The organism is Streptomyces sp. MUM 2J (assembly GCF_022414535.1).
Taxonomy (GTDB): domain Bacteria; phylum Actinomycetota; class Actinomycetes; order Streptomycetales; family Streptomycetaceae; genus Streptomyces.
Genome location: NZ_JADWYM010000005.1, coordinates 1 through 17,578, shown reverse-complemented (window position 1 = coordinate 17,578; position 17,578 = coordinate 1). Strand labels below are relative to the sequence as shown.

At 71.8% G+C, this 17,578-nt stretch carries 17 protein-coding genes; 9 read left to right on the top strand and 8 right to left on the bottom strand.

Annotated features, from left to right (window positions below):
* The first annotated feature begins 103 nt into the window (after positions 1 to 103).
* Complete coding sequence (locus tag I3F54_RS06470; protein WP_240117639.1) at positions 104 to 568, top strand: GatB/YqeY domain-containing protein; 465 nt, start codon at positions 104 to 106, stop codon at positions 566 to 568.
* 155 nt (positions 569 to 723) lie between these two features.
* Here I3F54_RS06470 and I3F54_RS06465 read toward each other — a convergent pair whose 3' ends face one another.
* Positions 724 to 2,982, bottom strand: a complete 2,259-nt coding sequence (locus tag I3F54_RS06465) for a transglycosylase domain-containing protein (protein ID WP_240117638.1) — start codon at positions 2,980 to 2,982, stop codon at positions 724 to 726.
* A 541-nt stretch (positions 2,983 to 3,523) separates the two neighbouring features.
* Between I3F54_RS06465 and wblA the strand changes: the two genes are divergently transcribed.
* Positions 3,524 to 3,859: a transcriptional regulator WblA gene (gene wblA / locus I3F54_RS06460; RefSeq protein WP_240117888.1), complete on the top strand. Its 336-nt coding sequence runs from the start codon at positions 3,524 to 3,526 to the stop codon at positions 3,857 to 3,859.
* Between the two features lie 344 nt (positions 3,860 to 4,203).
* On the opposite strand, the gene I3F54_RS06455 is transcribed toward wblA, so the two are convergent.
* Both I3F54_RS06455 and I3F54_RS06450 read right to left on the bottom strand, forming a co-directional pair.
* Entirely contained in the window at positions 4,204 to 5,658 is a 1,455-nt protein-coding gene (locus tag I3F54_RS06455) for an ArsA family ATPase (RefSeq protein ID WP_240117637.1), read from the bottom strand.
* Entirely contained in the window at positions 5,655 to 6,632 is a 978-nt protein-coding gene (locus tag I3F54_RS06450; RefSeq protein WP_240117636.1) for an ArsA-related P-loop ATPase, read from the bottom strand. Before I3F54_RS06450 ends, I3F54_RS06455 begins: the two co-directional genes overlap by 4 nt.
* 125 nt (positions 6,633 to 6,757) lie before the next feature.
* On the opposite strand from I3F54_RS06450, the gene I3F54_RS06445 reads away from it, so the two are divergent.
* The 4 genes from I3F54_RS06445 to I3F54_RS06430 all read left to right on the top strand — a co-directional run bounded on the left by I3F54_RS06445 (position 6,758) and on the right by I3F54_RS06430 (position 9,556).
* Complete coding sequence (locus I3F54_RS06445) at positions 6,758 to 6,922, top strand: DUF4177 domain-containing protein (protein WP_007383662.1); 165 nt, start codon at positions 6,758 to 6,760, stop codon at positions 6,920 to 6,922.
* A complete protein-coding gene (locus I3F54_RS06440) occupies positions 6,919 to 7,380 on the top strand; it encodes a RidA family protein (protein WP_240117635.1) in 462 nt (153 codons plus the stop codon). The genes I3F54_RS06445 and I3F54_RS06440 overlap by 4 nt, the downstream gene beginning before the upstream one ends.
* A 470-nt stretch (positions 7,381 to 7,850) precedes the next feature.
* Positions 7,851 to 8,729 carry an NUDIX hydrolase gene (locus I3F54_RS06435; protein ID WP_240117634.1) on the top strand — a complete coding sequence of 293 codons (879 nt, stop codon included), beginning with the start codon at positions 7,851 to 7,853 and terminating at the stop codon, positions 8,727 to 8,729.
* A complete protein-coding gene (locus I3F54_RS06430; RefSeq protein ID WP_240117633.1) occupies positions 8,726 to 9,556 on the top strand; it encodes an MBL fold metallo-hydrolase in 831 nt (276 codons plus the stop codon). The genes I3F54_RS06435 and I3F54_RS06430 overlap by 4 nt, the downstream gene beginning before the upstream one ends.
* A gap of 367 nt (positions 9,557 to 9,923) precedes the next feature.
* Here I3F54_RS06430 and I3F54_RS06425 read toward each other — a convergent pair whose 3' ends face one another.
* On the bottom strand, positions 9,924 to 10,598 hold the full coding sequence (locus tag I3F54_RS06425) for a Crp/Fnr family transcriptional regulator (protein ID WP_010031945.1): 675 nt from the start codon (positions 10,596 to 10,598) through the stop codon (positions 9,924 to 9,926).
* A gap of 254 nt (positions 10,599 to 10,852) precedes the next feature.
* On the opposite strand from I3F54_RS06425, the gene nth reads away from it, so the two are divergent.
* The 3 genes from nth to I3F54_RS06410 all read left to right on the top strand — a co-directional run bounded on the left by nth (position 10,853) and on the right by I3F54_RS06410 (position 14,000).
* Positions 10,853 to 11,935 (top strand): endonuclease III, encoded by a 1,083-nt coding sequence (gene nth / locus I3F54_RS06420; protein WP_374205871.1) that lies wholly within the window; start codon positions 10,853 to 10,855, stop codon positions 11,933 to 11,935.
* Positions 11,936 to 11,987: 52 nt separating this feature from the next.
* Complete coding sequence (locus I3F54_RS06415; RefSeq protein ID WP_240117631.1) at positions 11,988 to 12,683, top strand: CoA pyrophosphatase; 696 nt, start codon at positions 11,988 to 11,990, stop codon at positions 12,681 to 12,683.
* Between the two features lie 117 nt (positions 12,684 to 12,800).
* The gene (locus I3F54_RS06410; protein WP_240117630.1) at positions 12,801 to 14,000 is read left to right on the top strand and encodes a MarP family serine protease; all 1,200 of its coding nucleotides are present in this window, start codon (positions 12,801 to 12,803) and stop codon (positions 13,998 to 14,000) included.
* Positions 14,001 to 14,015: 15 nt separating this feature from the next.
* Here I3F54_RS06410 and I3F54_RS06405 read toward each other — a convergent pair whose 3' ends face one another.
* From I3F54_RS06405 to nhaA, 4 genes are all read right to left on the bottom strand, one after another.
* A complete protein-coding gene (locus I3F54_RS06405; RefSeq protein ID WP_240117629.1) occupies positions 14,016 to 14,195 on the bottom strand; it encodes a hypothetical protein in 180 nt (59 codons plus the stop codon).
* Positions 14,196 to 14,382: 187 nt separating this feature from the next.
* Positions 14,383 to 15,321 (bottom strand): alpha/beta fold hydrolase, encoded by a 939-nt coding sequence (locus I3F54_RS06400; protein WP_240117628.1) that lies wholly within the window; start codon positions 15,319 to 15,321, stop codon positions 14,383 to 14,385.
* Positions 15,318 to 15,812 carry a phage holin family protein gene (locus I3F54_RS06395; RefSeq protein WP_240117627.1) on the bottom strand — a complete coding sequence of 165 codons (495 nt, stop codon included), beginning with the start codon at positions 15,810 to 15,812 and terminating at the stop codon, positions 15,318 to 15,320. The genes I3F54_RS06400 and I3F54_RS06395 overlap by 4 nt, the downstream gene beginning before the upstream one ends.
* Positions 15,813 to 15,890: 78 nt before the next feature.
* Entirely contained in the window at positions 15,891 to 17,333 is a 1,443-nt protein-coding gene (nhaA, locus tag I3F54_RS06390; protein WP_240117626.1) for a Na+/H+ antiporter NhaA, read from the bottom strand.
* Between the last annotated feature and the right edge of the window lie 245 nt (positions 17,334 to 17,578).

The window sequence follows — 17,578 nt, the reverse complement described above, 5'->3', positions numbered from 1 at the left end:
GCCCCGTCCCCGGCGCCCGCCGGTCCGCTCCTCCCGGCCGGCAGGTGTGGCGCGCCGTGAATTCGGGGGCGGCCGGTGCCGTGGACCTGCGACAATCGGAGCCATGACCACGCTCAAGTCGAAGCTGCAGGAAGACCTCAACGCCGCGATCAAGGAGCGCGACGAGCTCCGCTCCTCGACGCTCCGGCTGACGCTCGCCGCGATCACCAAGGAGGAGGTCGCGGGCAAGGAGAAGCGTGAGCTCTCCGACGACGAGGTCCTCAAGGTGATCACCCGTGAGGCCAAGAAGCGCCGTGAGGCCGCCGACGCCTTCGCGCAGGGCGGCCGCCCCGAGCAGGCCGAGCGGGAGAGGGCGGAGGGCGAGGTGCTCGCCGACTACCTGCCGAAGCAGCTGTCCGACGAGCAGTTGGACGCGATCGTCGCCCAGGCCGTGGAGGAGGCGCGGGCGGCCGGCGCCGAGGGGCCGAGGGCCATGGGTGCCGTCATGAAGATCGTGAACCCGAAGGTGGCCGGGCAGGCCGAGGGTGGCCGGGTCGCCGCCGCGGTGAAGAAGCTGCTGGCCGGCTGACGGCGACCGTCCGCACCGCATCGCATCGCACCGCATCGCACCGCAGGCGGCGGACGGCGGACGGCGGACAACGACGACGCCGGGGGCGTCCTCCCGGCTCGGGGAGGACGCCCCCGGCGTCGTCGTGTGGGGCGGGTGAGGCGGACCCGGGGACCTTACGGCCAGTTGCCGCCGCCGCGGCCGTTGCCCGTCCCGCCTCCGATGTCGTTGCCCTGGAACAGGCCGCCGGGGAAGGAGAAGGTGGGCTCCGGGGAGGCTCCGCCGCGTTTGCCGCCGTTGCCTGGTTTGTTGCGGTTGTCGCCGCCGTTGCCGTTGCCGTCGTCGTTGCCGTCGTCCGGCTTCTGCTTGACGGGGTCGGGGATGTCGACGAGGTGGAAGTCGGGGGCGTCCCTGCCGTCCAGCGCCCCGGCCATCATGTCCTTCCAGATCGGGGCGGGCACCTGACCGCCGTACACCTTGCCGTACCAGACGCCGCCGATCGAGATCTGCTGCATCTTCCGCTTGTGCGCCGGGTCACCGACCCACACGGCGCCGGCCATGTTGGGCGTGTAGCCGACGAACCACGCGGCGTACCGCTCGTCCGTGGTACCGGTCTTGCCCGCGCTGGGGCGGTTGGCGAGGCCCGCCTGCCGGCCCGTGCCGTCCTCGACGACTCCCCGCAGCAGCGTGTTGATCGTGTCGGCGGTGTTCTCGGACATCGCCCGCGAGCAGGTCGACTTCGGCACCTCGATCGACTTCGTCTGCTCGCCGATGCGCTGGCTGATCGACTCGATGGCGATCGGCGTGCAGTACATGCCGCGCGAGGCGAAGGTCGCGTACGCGTTCGCCATGGTCAGCGGGGACATCTCCTGGGTGCCGAGGGCGATGGACGGGGCCTGCTGGAGCTTGCCGCCGTCCGCGCGCTCGACGCCCATCCGCTGGGCCATCTCGGTCACCGGGCAGATGCCGACGTCGGCGATGAGCTGCACGTAGTAGGTGTTGACCGACTTGGCGGTCGCTTCCTTCATGGAGTACGGGCCGACCTCGGCCGAGGTCTCGTTGGTGAGCCAGACACCCTTCTCGTTCCAGATCCTGCCGTCGCAGGCGGAGATCGGGTGCGGGTACTCCATGCGGTACGGGGAGGAGAACATCTGCGTCGCGGGGGTACCCCCCTCGAGCGCGGCGGCGGCCACGATCGGCTTGAACGTCGAACCGGGCTGGTAGCCGGCGCCGCCGCCCATGTTCCGGTCGACCGAGAGGTTGATCGTCGTCTCGTTCTTGCGGAAGCCGTAGGGCCGGGACTGGCCCATGGCGAGGATCTTGCCGGTGCCGGGCTCGACGATGCTGGCGGCGGTGGCCACGTCGTCGTCCTTGTTGACGTGGTCCTTGACCGACTCCTGCAGCGAGTTCTGGGCCTGCGGGTCGAGGGTGGTGCGGATGGTCAGACCGCCCTGGTTCCAGACCTTCGCCCGGTCCTCCCGGGTCTTGCCGAAGACCGGGTCGGTGAGGAAGACCTGGCGGACGTAGTCGCAGAAGAAGCCCGCACCCTTGACGGCCGTGATGCAGCCGTTCTTGGGCTTGCTGACCTTCAGGCCGAGCGGCTTCTCCTTGGCCTGGTCGGCCTCCGCCTGGGAGATGTCGCCGACCTCGGCCATGCGCTGCAGCACGACGTTGCGCCGCTTGGTGGCCTCAGCCTCGTCGTTGACCGGGTCGTAGCGGCTCGGGGACTGGACGATTCCGGCCAGCAGGGCCGACTCGGGCAGGGTGAGGTCCTTGGCGTGCTTGGAGAAGTAGCGCTGGGCGGCGGCCTCGACGCCGTAGGCCTGCTCGCCGAAGAAGGTGATGTTCAGGTAGTTCTCGAGGATCTTCTTCTTGCCCAGCTCCTCCTCGACCTGAATCGCGAACTTCAGCTCGCGGATCTTGCGGCCGATGGTCTGCTGGGTGGCCTGGGCGACCTTCGTCGGGTCGTCCCCGGCCTCCTCGATGAACACGTTCTTCACGTACTGCTGGGTCAGCGTGGACGCGCCCTGGGCGACGCCGCCGCTCTGCGCGTTCTTGTTGAGCGCGCGCAGGACGCCCTTGAGGTCGACCGCGCCGTGCTCGTAGAAGCGCGAGTCCTCGATCGCGACGATCGCCTTCTGCATGTACGGCGAGATGCTCTTCAGCTGCACCACCGTGCGGTCGCGGGAGTAGACCGTGGCGATCTGGCCGCCCTCGGCGTCGAGGATCGTGGTGCGCTGGCTCAGCGGTGGCGTCTTCAGGTTGGCGGGGAGCTCGTCGAAGCTCTCCACCGAACCCTTGGCGGCCAGGCCGAGCGCGCCGACCGCGGGCAGGGCGATGCCGGCCAGCACGGCTCCCGCGAGCACACTGACACCGAGGAACTTGGCGGCCTGCTGCGTTGGCGACAGACCACCGCCCGAGCGCTTCTTTGGCATGGGGGCAGCCTAATCCGTACTCCTGAGCGTTCCGAAGGAGCGGTCGCCCCCCGGCGGCTCCGCGTCCTTGCGGGGCGGCGCCTGCGTGCTTCTGCCGGCCCGGCCGTCCCGCTCGCGCGCGACGGCACGGCGACACGAGAGGACCGGCGTTCCCATTCGCCGGACATGCGTACAGGCCTTGGCCTAAGCTGCTCTCAACTGTCACAGCAGTGCGGTCACGTATCAATACGTCCGGCGACCCCGAATCGTTCCGGAGGTACCCCGATTTTCTGATGGGGCGTGTCCGAATCCGCCTCGTGTGTCATTCGGCGTCCTTTGTGGCGCGACAATACTGTCCCGTTTCGCCGGGATGATCACGTATGTCGCCAGCTCACTCCCCCGGGTGATCTGCCGCTTCCTCATAGTCCGTTCGGGCCATTCAAGATTGGGCCCGCTGGGGGTGTTGCACTGTCCCCACCTTCCGTAACGTCCTCAACTGGCGGCGGTGAATATGCCGCTGCCGCCGTGGGGGAGCCTCGATTCGGGAGAGGACGGCGCCGGTATGGGCTGGGTTACCGACTGGAGTGCGCAGGCTGCCTGTCGCACTACCGATCCGGATGAACTGTTCGTGCAGGGAGCAGCGCAGAACAGGGCCAAGGCGGTGTGCACAGGATGCCCGGTGCGCACGGAATGCCTGGCGGACGCGCTGGACAACCGCGTCGAGTTCGGCGTGTGGGGAGGCATGACGGAGCGGGAGCGCCGCGCGCTGTTGCGCCGGCGGCCGACGGTCACCTCGTGGCGCCGGCTCCTGGAGACCGCGCGCACGGAGTACGAGCGCGGCGCGGGCATCGTGCCGCTCGACGACGAGGTGTACGAGAACTATGCGGCGGTGAGCTGAGGAGATATTCGGGCGACCGCGACGGGCACCGGCACGATTCCGGCCGTCACCACGGATACGGCCGTGAGTACGGCCCCACGGGCGCGGTCACGAAGGTGGCCCCGCGGGTGCAGCCGTGAGGGCGGGGCACGGGCGCGGCGATGCGTACGCCTCCTGCCGCGGGCGTCGGCACCGTACGGCACCCGGCGACACGGCACCGGGCGACGGGCGTCGATGCGGCACCTCCCACGGGTGCCGGCACGGCTTTCGCCGCGGCGGTCGGCATGTGACGAACCTCTCGGTCGCGCACGCCCGTACGACGGACGCCGGCCCCGGGTCGGCACGCCGTGGCCGGACGCGACGGCTCACAGCTCCGTGTCGACCGTCTTCCCGGCGCTGTCGGGGAGTTCCGGGCGGTTGGCCGCGAGGCGGTCACCGATGTCCCGCAACCCCACGAGGTCGTGTACATCGCCGGGGAGCGCGGCCACTTCGGCCACCGCCACCTCGGGGTGCAGCGCGGTGAACCGGTCGCGCGTGCGCTGCTCGCGGGAGAGCAGCTGCATGCGCTCGGCGTGCAGCCTCAGCAGCCCCGCGGCGACCTCGTCCGCGGCGCGGTCGTCCGCGGGACGTTCGCCCGGGAGGCGGTCTCCCGCAGCGCGGTCGCCGTCGGCCGCGCCCGCAGGGATGTCCGCCGCGGGGTGGTCCGCGCTGTCCGTGGCCGCCTCCGGGGCGGGGGAGCCTGGGCCGGAGGCCGACTCGGATGCGGGAGAGTCCGCGGAGCCTGAACTGCCGTACGTGTCGGGAGAGTTACGAAGTCCAGCTTTCCCGCCCTCCTGATCGACAATGCGGGTCTCTTCAAGATTTTCCGCGGCGGCGAGTGCCCGCTCGGCCGACAGCTGGGCGGCACCGCTGCCGTGGACCCGGTTGAGGACCAGGCCGGCCAGCGGCATGTCCTCCGCCGCCAGGCGTTCCACGAAGTAGGCGGCCTCCCGCAGTGCGTCCCGCTCCGGGGCCGCCACCACGAGGAAGGCCGTACCGGGAGCCTGGAGCAGCTTGTACGTGGCGTCCGCGCGGGTGCGGAAGCCCCCGAAGGTGGTGTCCATCGCGGTCACGAACGTCTGAACGTCCTTCAGCAGCTGTCCGCCGAGGAGCTTGCCGAGCGTGCCGGTCATCATCGACATCCCGACGTTCAGGAACTTCATCCCGGCCCGGCCGCCCAGCTTCGCCGGTGCCGTCAGCAGTCGGATCAGCCGCCCGTCCAGGAAGGAGCCGAGCCGCTTGGGCGCGTCCAGGAAGTCCAGCGCGGAGCGGGAGGGCGGGGTGTCGACGACGATGAGGTCCCACTCGTCCCGGGCCCGCAACTGCCCGAGCTTCTCCATCGCCATGTACTCCTGCGTGCCCGCGAAGCCCGCCGAGAGCGACTGGTAGAAGGGGTTGCTCAGGATCGCCGCCGCCCGCTCGGGATCCGCGTGCGCCTCGACGATCTCGTCGAAGGTGCGCTTCATGTCGAGCATCATCGCGTGCAGCTCGCCGCCTGCGGAGTCCTCGATGCCCTTCACCCGGCGCGGGATGTTGTCGAGCGAGTCGATGCCCATCGACTGGGCGAGCCGCCGGGCCGGGTCGATGGTGAGGACGACGACCTTCCTGCCGCGCTCGGCGGCCCTGAGACCGAGGGCCGCCGCGGTGGTCGTCTTGCCGACGCCGCCCGAGCCGCAGCACACCACGATCCGGGTCTCCGGGTCGTCCAGCAGCGGGTCCGGGTCGAGCACGGGCACGGGGGAGAGGCGGCGCGGGGAATCCTGCGCGGCATCCGGACTCATGACATCCCCTGCTTCCGCAGCTCGGTGGCGAGTTCGTACAGGCCCGCCAGGTCCATGCCCTCGGCGAGCAGCGGCAGTTCGTGCAGCGGCAGGCCCAGGTCGCCCAGGGCGGCGCGCTGCTCGTGTTCCAGGGCGTACCGCTCGGCGTACTCCTCGGCCTGCCGCAGCAGCGGATCCACCAGCCGCTCCGCGTGCCCGCCGCGCCGCGCCCCGCCCAGCCCGGCCGATGACAGCGAGCGGGCGAGGGCCGCACGGGGGGTGCCGCGGACCTGCTCCAGCATGGCCGCGTCCAGCACCTCGGGCCGCACCATGTTCACGATGACCCGGCCCACCGGCAGCCGCGCGGAGCGCAGCTCGGCGATGCCGTCGGCGGTCTCCTGGACCGGCATCTCCTCCAGCAGCGTCACCAGGTGCACGGCCGTCTCCGGCGACTTCAGCACCCGCATCACAGCCTGGGCCTGATTGTGTATCGGGCCGATCTTCGCCAGTCCCGCCACCTCGTCGTTCACGTTGAGGAAGCGGGTGACCCGGCCTGTGGGCGGCGCGTCCATGACGACGTAGTCGTAGACGAACCGCCCCGACTTCTCCTTCCTGCGCACCGCCTCGCACGCCTTGCCGGTGAGGAGGACGTCCCTCAGGCCGGGGGCGATGGTGGTGGCGAAGTCGATGGCGCCGATCTTCTTCAGTGCCCGGCCCGCCCCGCCCAGTTTGTAGAACATCTGGAGGTAGTCCAGAAGGGCCAGTTCGGGATCGATGGCGAGGGCGAAGACCTCACCTCCTCCCGGCGCGACGGCGATCTTGCGCTCCTCGTAGGGCAGCGCCTCCGTCTCGAAGAGCTGTGCGATGCCCTGCCGGCCCTCGACCTCGACGAGAAGCGTCCGCTTCCCCTCCGTCGCGAGGGCCAGCGCGAGGGCTGCGGCGACCGTCGTCTTTCCGGTCCCGCCCTTGCCGCTGACGACCTGGAGCCTGCTCACGTCTTCGAGCGTAACCAGTCCCGGCGTCGCTCAAGCGGGAGGCTGTGGATAACGGTGCTCGCGGCGGCCCGCGGACGCCGCGGCCGGCCGGCTGTCCCACCTGTCACAGCGGCTACAGTCGGCCCATGACCAAGAAGTGGGAATACGCGACCGTGCCGCTGCTCGTGCACGCGACGAAGCAGATTCTGGACACCTGGGGCGAGGACGGCTGGGAGCTCGTCCAGGTCGTGCCCGGGCCGAACAACCCCGAGCAGCTGGTGGCCTACCTGAAGCGGGAGAAGGCGGCGTGAGCACGGTCGAGGCGCGGCTCGCCGAACTCGGTCTGACCCTGCCGGAGGTCGTGCCGCCGCTGGCGACCTACCAGCCGGCGGTCCGGTCGGGCCCCTACGTGTACACGGCCGGCCAGCTTCCGATGGTCGAGGGCAAGCTGCCCGTCACCGGCAAGGTGGGCGCCGAGGTCACCCCGGAGGAGGCCAAGGGCCTGGCCCGCACCTGCGCGCTGAACGCGCTGGCCGCCGTGAAGTCCGTCGCGGGCGACCTGGACCGCGTCGCGCGCGTGGTGAAGGTCGTCGGCTACGTCGCCTCCGCTTCCGACTTCACCGGTCAGCCCGGCGTGCTCAACGGCGCGAGCGAACTGCTCGGCGAGGTCCTCGGCGACAAGGGCGTGCACGCGCGCAGCGCGGTCGGCGTGGCGGTGCTGCCCCTGGACGCGCCGGTGGAGGTCGAGATCCAGGTGGAGCTGGCCTAGGGGTGCCGTGACCGGAAGGGACCACCGGTGCGCGCCGCCCGGCAGGGCGCCCGCCGGTCCGAACGGGTGCCGAGGGCGGTTCCTCCGCCGTCCCCGGCGGGCTCACCCCGGCCGACCCGGCGCCCGGCGGCTACCGCTGCCGCCGCGGCCGGTGCCGCTTCCCCGGGGGCGCCGGCTCCGGTTCGGGTGGCCGTCGCCCCCGGCACGCGCCCGTGCCCGCCGCGGATGGGTGGAGCCGACCGGCGCGGTGCCGCCGCCTCCCGGGCCGTACCCGTCGCCGTACCCTGGCGCACTCGCTGCCGCCCGCGGCGCCGGTGTGCGGACCCGCCCGCGCCGTACCTGTCACCGCCCCGTCACGGTGCGTGGCGCGAACGGGCAGGGGTGTTCGGGGCATATGTCCCCTTCGTTACTTCTGTGGTCGCCTCGGGGCACCTCTCGAACATTCGGTCGCCACGGGATAGCCTCCGCCCATGGCGAATGGGCAGTGGTATCCACCCGAGTGGCCGGACCGGATCCGCGCGCTGGCGGCCGGCACCCTCGCGCCGGTCGCGGCGAAGCGCGCGGCGACGGTGATGCTCCTGAGAGACTCCGGTGCCGGTACCGGCCCCGCAGTCCACATGCTGCGCCGACGCGCCTCGATGGCTTTCGCCGCGGGCGCGTACGCCTACCCCGGCGGCGGTGTCGACCCCCGCGACGACGACCACCTGGTGCGCTGGGCGGGCCCCACGCGCGCGTGGTGGGCCGCGCGGCTGGGCGTCGACGGCGAGACGGCGGCCCAGGCGATCGTCTGCGCGGCCGTCCGCGAGACGTACGAGGAGGCGGGCGTCCTGCTGGCGGGTCCGACGCCGGACTCGGTGGTCGGCGACACCACCGGCGCGGACTGGGAAGCCGACCGCGTGGCGCTGGTGGCCCGTGAGACGTCGTTCGCGGAGTTCCTGGACCGCCGCGGCCTGGTACTGCGATCGGACCTGCTGGGCGCCTGGACTCGCTGGATCACGCCCGAGTTCGAGCCCCGCCGCTACGACACCTGGTTCTTCGTGGCCGCACTCCCCGCCGGGCAGCGCACCCGCGACGTCTCCGGCGAGGCAGACCGGACGGTGTGGGTCCGTCCGCAGGACGCAGGGGACGCCTACGACCGGGGCGAGCTGCTGATGATGCCGCCCACCATCGCCACCCTGCGGCAGCTGGTGCCGTACTCCACCGTGGCCGAGACGCTGGCCGCGGCACCGGACCGGGACCTGACACCCGTACTGGCGCGGGCCCGGCTGGAGGACGGCGTGGTCGTGCTCTCCTGGCCGGGACACGACGAGTTCACCAAACACGTTCCGACGGGGGGAGCCTCCGCATGACCGACGCCTCCGCCCTTCCCGGCCAGCCCCGGGGCGGGGTCCTGGCCGGTCCGGCCACCGAGCGCGCCGTGAACGTCCTCGCGCCGAACGCCTCCCCCATGACCCTGGACGGCACGAACACCTGGATCGTCGCCGAGCCCGACTCCGACCTGGCCGTGGTGATCGATCCGGGCCCGCTGGACGAGGGGCATCTGCGCACCGTCGTCGACACGGCCGAGAAGGCCGGCCGGCGCGTGGCCCTCACCCTGCTCACCCACGGCCATGCCGACCACGCCGAGGGCGCCGCGAGGTTCGCCGAGCTGACCGGCACGCGCGTACGTGCCCTCGACCCGGGGCTGCGGCTCGGTGACGAGGGTCTGGCCGCCGGGGACGTGATCGGGGTGGGCGGCCTGGAGTTGCGGGTCGTGCCCACACCGGGACACACCGCGGACTCGCTGTGCTTCCACCTCCCGGCCGACCGGGCGGTTCTGACCGGCGACACCGTCCTCGGCCGCGGCACCACCATGGTGGCGCACCCCGACGGCCGTCTCGGCGACTACCTGGACTCGCTGCGCCGACTGAGGTGCCTGACCGTCGACGACGGCGTCCACACGGTCCTGCCGGGCCACGGACCGGTTCTGGAGGACGCCCAGGGGGCCGTCGAGTACTACCTCGCCCACCGCGCGCACCGGCTCGCCCAGATCGAGACGGCCGTCGAGAACGGTTTCCGCGCCGCCCCCGAGGTCGTCGCCCATGTCTACGCGGACGTGGACCGCTCGCTCTGGCCGGCGGCGGAGCTGTCGGTACGGGCCCAGCTGGACTACCTGGAGGAGCACGGGCTGATCTAGTGCCGCCACAGGCGACGTTCGCCCCGTCGTGACGCCCGGCACGCACTCCCGCCGTCCCGAGGGCGTGCGGGGCGGGCCAACGGACCTGCCGGTTCAGCCGCCGTCGGGCCGCGGTGCTTCGACGCCGCCACGCGCGCGTACTCCTCGGCGAGCCGGGGCCCGGGGCCGTCGGCGTACGGCCGCGGGACGGACGCGTCGCCGACGGGCTCGCCGGGAAGCCGGCGCCGGATCCCGGCGACCACGGGGGCGAAGAGGGGCGCCACGTGGGCGAGGGAGCCCTCGCGCACGAGGAATCCGCGGGCGTCGAGCCCCTTGGGGCTGATCGTCTCCGGCGTGGTGGGCGGTCCGGGGCGGAGCTTCCAGCGGGTCAGCGCGAGCGCTTCGCGAGGCGTTCGACGTCCAGCAGGATCACGGCCCGCGCCTCCAGGCGGAGCCATCCGCGCTGGGCGAAGTCGGCGAGCGCCTTGTTGACCGTCTCGCGGGAGGCGCCGACCAGCTGGGCCAGCTCCTCCTGGGTGAGGTCGTGCACGACGTGGATGCCCTCCTCGGACTGCACGCCGAAGCGGCGGGAGAGGTCCAGCAGGGCCCGTGCCACACGACCGGGCACGTCGGAGAAGACCAGGTCCGACATGGCGTCGTTGGTCTTGCGCAGACGGCGGGCGACGGCACGCAGCAGCGCGGTGGCCACCTCGGGCCGGGCGTTCAGCCAGGGCTGGAGGTCGCCGTGGCCCAGGCCCAGCAGCTTGACCTCGGTCAGCGCGGTCGCGGTCGCCGTCCGGGGGCCCGGGTCGAACAGCGACAGCTCGCCGATCAGCTCGCCGGGGCCGACGACGGCCAGCATGTTCTCCCGGCCGTCGGGGGAGGTGCGGTGGAGCTTGACCTTGCCCTCCGTCACCACGTACAGCCGGTCTCCCGGGTCACCCTCGTGGAACAGCGAGTCGCCGCGTGCCAGGGTCACCTCGCTCATGGAGGCGCGAAGCTCCGCGGCCTGCTCGTCGTCGAGTGCCGCGAAGAGCGGGTTGCGCCGCAGAACGTCGTCCACGAGTTCTCTCCTTGTCGACCTGCTCAGGGGATCTTGCTCCCCCGTCTATCAGGGGACCGTGGTGCCCATTCTGGCGGACGGTCCAAACAGTGTGATCTGTCACAAGGATGCCGTACACGCGTGGCGACGTACGAGGCAGGGGGCCAATTGGACGCCGATCTTCGGGGTCCGGGGCGGATGTCGGTGCCGGGCTCTAGGCTGGCCGGGTGTCCAAAAGGCCGGTGAGAGCGCAGGACAAGGGGACTGGGCTGGTGGTGGTACGTCGCGATTCCGCTGTGGGCGAACAGGGCTCCGACGGGGGTAAGAAGGGGGCGAAAGCCGCGAAGAAGGCAACGGAGAACGCATCGGGGAGGAAGGCCGCGTCCGGGGAGGGAGCGCCCCCCGGCGGGACGGCCGGGAGGAGCACGCCCGCGAAGAGGGCCGCCCCGGCCGGGAGGGCTGCCCGGGCCGAGTCGGCCACCCCGGCGAAGAGGGCGCCGTCCACCGCCAGGTCCTCCCCCGCGAAGAAGGCCGCCGCCTCCGGGAAGGCCACCGCCACCGCCACCGCCTCGGGGGCCCGCAGGCAGGAGTCCCGCACCGCCCTCGTCCGCCGAGCCCGCCGGATCAACCGGGAGCTCGCCGAGGTCTATCCGTACGCCCACCCCGAACTCGACTTCGAGAACCCCTTCCAGCTGATCGTCGCCACGGTCCTGTCCGCGCAGACCACCGACCTGCGCGTCAACCAGACGACCCCGGCCCTGTTCGCGCAGTACCCCACCCCCGAGGACCTGGCCGCCGCCAACCCGGAAGAGGTCGAGGAGATCCTCCGCCCCTGCGGCTTCTTCCGGAACAAGACCAGGTCGGTGATAGGGCTGTCGAAGGCTCTGGTGGAGGACTTCGGCGGAGAGGTGCCCGGTCGGCTCGAGGACCTCGTCAAGCTGCCCGGCGTCGGCCGCAAGACCGCCTTCGTCGTCCTCGGCAACGCCTTCGGCCGTCCCGGCATCACCGTGGACACGCACTTCCAGCGGCTCGTGCGGCGCTGGCAGTGGACCGAGGAGACCGACCCGGACAAGATCGAGGCCGCCATCGGCGCCCTCTTCCCCAGGAGCGACTGGACCGACCTGTCGCACCACGTGATCTGGCACGGCCGCCGTATCTGCCACGCCCGCAAACCGGCCTGCGGCGCCTGCCCCATCGCCGCGCTCTGCCCGGCGTACGGCGAGGGCGAGACCGACCCGGACAAGGCAGCGAAGCTCCTGAAGTACGAGAAGGGCGGCTTCCCCGGCCAGCGCCTGAAGCCGCCGCAGGCCTACCTCGACGCGGGCGGCAGAGCGGCGCCGCCGCTGGGGGCCGGATGACGGAACGATCTGCGGGGGCTCGGGCGTTGGACACAGCGGAACGGGGGTGCAGATGACGCGCGCGAGCGACACACAGGGCGGTTCGGTGGCGTTGTCCAAGGAAGGCCTGCCCGACTGGCTCGGCCCGGTGGTGCACGCCGCCGAGACGGTCGAGCCGCTCCAGCTGAGCCGCTTCCTGCCGCCCGCTGACGGCGCGGGCCGCCAGTCCGCCGTCCTCATCCTCTTCGGCGACGGTGGGTTCGGGCCGGAGCTGCTGCTGATGGAGCGGTCCGGCTCCCTGAGATCACATGCCGGGCAGCCCTCGTTCCCGGGCGGCGCGCTCGACGCGGAGGACGGCGATCCGCTGGCCGAGGGGCCCCTGCGGGCCGCGCTGCGCGAGGCGGAGGAGGAGACCGGCCTCGACCCGGCCGGGGTGCAGCTCTTCGGCGTGCTGCCCAAGCTGTACATCCCGGTCAGCAGCTTCGTCGTCACACCCGTGCTCGGCTGGTGGCGCGAGCCCAGCCCGGTCGGCGTCGTCGACCCGAACGAGACCGCGCGCGTCTTCACCGTCCCCGTGGCGGATCTCACGGACCCGGTCAACCGTGCGACGACCGTCCACCCCAGCGGCTTCCAGGGTCCGGCATTTCTGGTCGAATCGGCCCTCGTGTGGGGGTTCACGGCCGGGGTCATCGACCGCCTGCTGCACTACGCGGGTTGGGAGCGCCCCTGGGACCGTGACCGGAAGGTCACCCTGGACTGGCGGTCATGACAGGGTGGCCCCCGGATCGTGGTTCTCCGGGGGCCGTGTCCGTGTGCCGCTGAGCGGCGGGCCGGACCACCGGCCGACCTGGTGGGATCGCGACGTGACGAGGCGAGGCGTGAAGCGGTGAACGTGCTGGACATCCTGTTGCTGATCGCGGCCGTGTGGTTCGCGGTCGTCGGCTACCGCCAGGGTTTCGTCGTCGGGATCCTGTCGGTGATCGGCTTCCTGGGCGGTGGCCTGGTCGCCGTGTACCTGCTGCCCGTGCTCTGGGACGTCCTCACGGACAAGTCCGAGGTCAGCACGACCGCCGCGGTCGTCGCGGTGATCATCGTCATCGTCTGCGCCTCCGTCGGCCAGGCCCTGACCACCCATCTGGGCAACAAGCTGCGCCGGTACATCACCTGGTCCCCCGCCCGCGCCCTGGACGCGACGGGAGGCGCCCTGGTCAACGTCGTGGCGATGCTGCTGGTGGCCTGGCTGATCGGCTCGGCCCTCGCCGGCACGACACTGCCGACGCTCGGCAAGCAGGTCCGCGGCTCCAAGGTGCTGCTCGGTGTGTCGCGGGCGCTGCCGGCGCAGGCCGACACCTGGTTCGCCGACTTCTCCTCCGTCCTCGCGCAGAACGGCTACCCGCAGGTCTTCAGCCCGTTCGCGAACGAGCCGATCACCGACGTGCGCAGGCCCGACCCGGCGCTCGCCGGCAGTCCCGTCGCCGCCCGCGCCCAGCGCTCCATCGTCAAGGTCATGGGGACCGCGCCGGGCTGCGGCAAGGTCCTGGAGGGTACCGGCTTCGTCTTCGCCGACCGGCGTGTGATGACCAACGCGCACGTCGTCGGCGGCGTCGACGAACCCACCGTCCAGATAGGCGGCGTGGGCCGCCGGTACGACGCGACCGTCGTCCTGTACGACTGGCGGCGCGACATCGCCGTACTCGACGTGCCCGACCTCAGGGCGCCCGCCCTGCACTTCGCGGAGAAGGACGCGGCGAGCGGTGACGACGCGATCGTGGCCGGCTTCCCGCAGAACGGCGCGTACGACGTGCTCGCCGCCCGGGTGCGGGGCCGGATCACGGCCAACGGCCCGGACATCTACCACCGCGGCACCATCCGCCGCGACGTCTACTCGCTGTACGCGACCGTCCGCCAGGGCAACTCCGGCGGCCCGCTGCTCACGCCCGACGGCAAGGTCTACGGCGTGGTGTTCGCGAAGTCCCGCGACGACGCCGACACCGGGTACGCCCTCAGCAAGGACGAGATCCAGGACGACATCGACCGGGGGCGGACGGCGAACGAGCAGGTGGACAGCGACAGTTGCGCGCTGTGAGCCGCCCCTGAGGCGTCAGCCGCGCGGATGGCGCAGGCGCACCGAGACCCAGCGGGCCCGGCGGCGCAGGATGCGCGGGATCCCCACCCGCGGATCGCTGCCCGGCAGCTGAGGTGTGCCACGCTGGTGGGAGCTCAGGGTGTTCCCCGAGCGGCGGTCGCGTGCTGCGTCACTGTAGTCGTGCGTCCAGCCCATACCCCGACGTGTGCCCCTGCCCCAAGGTCGATAACCGTTCCCAAGGTCCCCAATCGGCCTATGCGCCGGGCAAGTGGCCGTTCACTGAACTGTTGTTCACGTTCGGATACCGGGCGCGCAGGCACGGTCACCGAGCGGGGCCGGATCGCGGGCCGGCGGTCGCCGGTCCGGATCGCGGCCCCCACGATCACCGGTCCGGCTCGGGGTCCTTCAGCCAGTTGACGAGCTCGGCGGAGAACGCCACCGGGTCCTCCTCATGCGGGAAGTGGCCGAGCCCGTCGAACAGCCGCCAGCGGTACGGCGCTTCGACGTACTCACCGGACCCGGCGGCGCTGCGGGTCCGCAGCACCGGGTCGAGGGAGCCGTGCAGGTGCAGGGTGGGCACGCGCACGGGCCGTTTCATCCGCCGGTAGAACTGGAGGCCGTCGGGGCGCGCGAGCGAGCGCACGAGCCAGCGGTACGGCTCGACGGCGCAGTGCGCGGTTGACGGGATGCACATCGCCCTGCGGTACGTCTCCACCGCGGCCTCGTCCGGCAGGCGCGGGCCCGACCAGTCCCGGATCAGGCGGCCGACGAGTGCTCCGTCGTCGGCGGTCAGCTGCCGTTCCGGGATCCACGGCCGCTGGAAGCCCCAGATGTGGGACCCGGCGCGGGTCTGCTTGACGTCGGCGAGCATCGCCGAGCGCCAGCGCCGGGGATGCGGCATGGAGGCGACGGCGAGGCGGCGCACCAGCTTGGGCCGCATCACCGCCGCGGTCCAGGCCAGATAGCCGCCCAGGTCGTGCCCGACGAGCGCGGCGTCCGGCTCGCCGAGCGAGCGGATCACGCCGGTGATGTCGAGGGCGAGGTTGGCGGGGTCGTAGCCGCGCGGGGTGCGGTCGGATCCGCCCACGCCCCGCAGATCCATCGCGACGGCCCGGTAGCCGGCGTCGGCCAGGGCGGTCAGCTGGTGCCGCCAGGTCCACCAGAACTGCGGGAAGCCGTGCACCAGCATCACCAGCGGCCCGTCGCCGAGCTCCGCGATGTGGAAGCGGGCGCCGTTGGCGGCGACGTCGCGGTGGGTCCACGGGCCGTCGATGCGCACGGGCGTGCCCGGGTGCGCCGGGGAGGGGGCCGGGTCTGTCATGACGACGAGCGTGCCACAGCCTCGACGGCCGCGGGCGCGACTTCCTCCAGCGCCGGCTGCTCCGGCCGGGGGTGTGGCTTGGCCTTCTGCAGGACGCCCGCGGTCTCCTTCACCGAGGCGGCGACCTTCTGCGGGCCCTTGCTCTTCTGCGCCTTCTTGGCGAAGGCCACGCCGATCACGATGAGAAGGGCGGCGACGAGGACGTTGGCCGCGAAGGACAGCAGGAAGCAGACCGCGAGGTTCCAGTGGCTCCAGGTGCGGATGCCGTACGCCAGCGCGAAGTTCAGCATCGGCAGTGAGAACACCAGCACCGCGCCGGCCACGGTGAACGCTCCGCCGCTGAACGCGCCGCGCTTGACGTCCTGCTTGAGCTGGGCCTTGGCCAGTGCGATCTCGTCGTGCACCAGCGCGGACAATTCGGTCGTCGCCGAGGCGAACAGCTGGCCGATGCTGCGTTCGGCGCCGACCGGGCTGCCGTCGGGTGCGCTCATCGCGGTCTCCCTCTCCTGCGTTCGGGTCCGCGCGGCGTGGCCGCACGGGATGCCGTCCTTTTGTACCGTCCCGTCAGATCATGCCGGACGGTCGTCGTCCTCGCCCGTCCCGCCCACCACTTCGGCGGGTGCGTGGCGCGTGGCGGCCATCTCCGCGGCGATCCGGCGGTGGTCGGCCGCCTTGCGCTCCAGGATGTCGGCCATCCTCAGGTGGTACTCCGGACGGCCCTCCTCGTAGATGTCCGGGATGCCGTCGTGGTCCTCGTCCCGGTCCTCGGCCTCGCAGAGCCTGCGGTACTGGGCGTTGCGTATCTTCAGCAGGATCGAGGCGAGCACGGCGGCGATCATTGAGCCGGCGAGGACGGCGGCCTTCACCTCGTCCGTCAGGACCGCGTTCCCCTCGAAGGCGAGTTCGCCGATGAGCAGGGACACGGTGAACCCGATCCCGGCGAGCGCGGCCACCGCGAAGACGTCCGCCCAGGCCAGCTCCTCGCTGAGGGACGCCCGGGTGAAGCGTGCCGTCAGCCAGGTTCCGCCGAAGATGCCGACCGTCTTGCCGACCACGAGACCGAGGACCACGCCGAGCGTCTCCGGTTTGGTGAACACGTCCAGCAGCGCGTGGTGGTCGACGGCGACCCCGGCGCTGAACAGCGCGAACAGCGGCACTGCGAGGCCCGCCGACACGGGGCGGACCAGGTGCTCGATGTGCTCGCCGGGGGAGTGTTCCTCGCCCTCGCGGGGGGTGCAGCGCAGCATCAGGCCCATCGCGACGCCGGCGATGGTGGCGTGGACGCCGCTGTTGTACATCAGTGCCCAGATCACCAGGGCGAGCGGCACGTAGATGTACCAGCCGCGTACCTCCTTGCGCAGCAGCAGCCAGAAGACGGCGAGGCCGACCACGGCGCCGCCGAGGGCGAGGAGGTCGATGCTGGAGGTGAAGAAGACCGCGATGATGAGGATCGCGAAGAGGTCGTCGACCACGGCGAGGGTGAGCAGGAAGGCGCGCAGTGCGCTCGGCAGGGACGTGCCGATCACGGCGAGGACCGCGAGCGCGAAGGCGATGTCGGTCGCGGTGGGTACCGCCCAGCCGTCCATCGAGCCGCCCCCGACCACGTTGGTGAGGGCGTAGACCAGCGCGGGGACCGCCATGCCGCAGAGCGCGGCCACGACGGGCAGTACGGCGGCCTTGGGGTCGCGCAGGTCTCCCGCGGTCAGCTCGCGCTTGAGCTCGATGCCGGCGACGAAGAAGAAGATCGCCAGGAGTCCGTCGGCGGCCCAGTGGGCCAGGGAGAGGTTCAGGCCGAGGGCCTCGGGGCCGATGTGGAAGTCGGTGACGGTCTTGTAGCTGTCCCGCAGCGCGGGGACGTTCGCCCAGACCAGCGCGGCGATCGCGGCGGCGAGGAGCAGCACGCCGCCGACGGTCTCGGTGCGCAGCGCGTCGGCGACGAAGGTGCGCTCCGGCAGGGAGAGGCGTCCGAACACCTTGCGGTTGCCGGTGTTGCTCGTGCGGGGCGCGGTCACGGTGGGACCTCCGGTGAGTGGGCAGCACAGAACTCATGCCGACCAGACTTCCCGGCGCACCTTGACTCGCTGTCTCTTTGCTTACTTTACCTAACGTGTGGGCCCGGGGCCGGTGATCGTCACGTTATACGCAAAAGGGGCACTCGGCACGGTGGGTGCCGGGTGCCCCTTTTGCGTGCGCCTGCGGGCTCAGTCCTCGGTGGGCGGGGTGGGGAGTTTGGCCTGGATGAGGTCCATGACGGTGG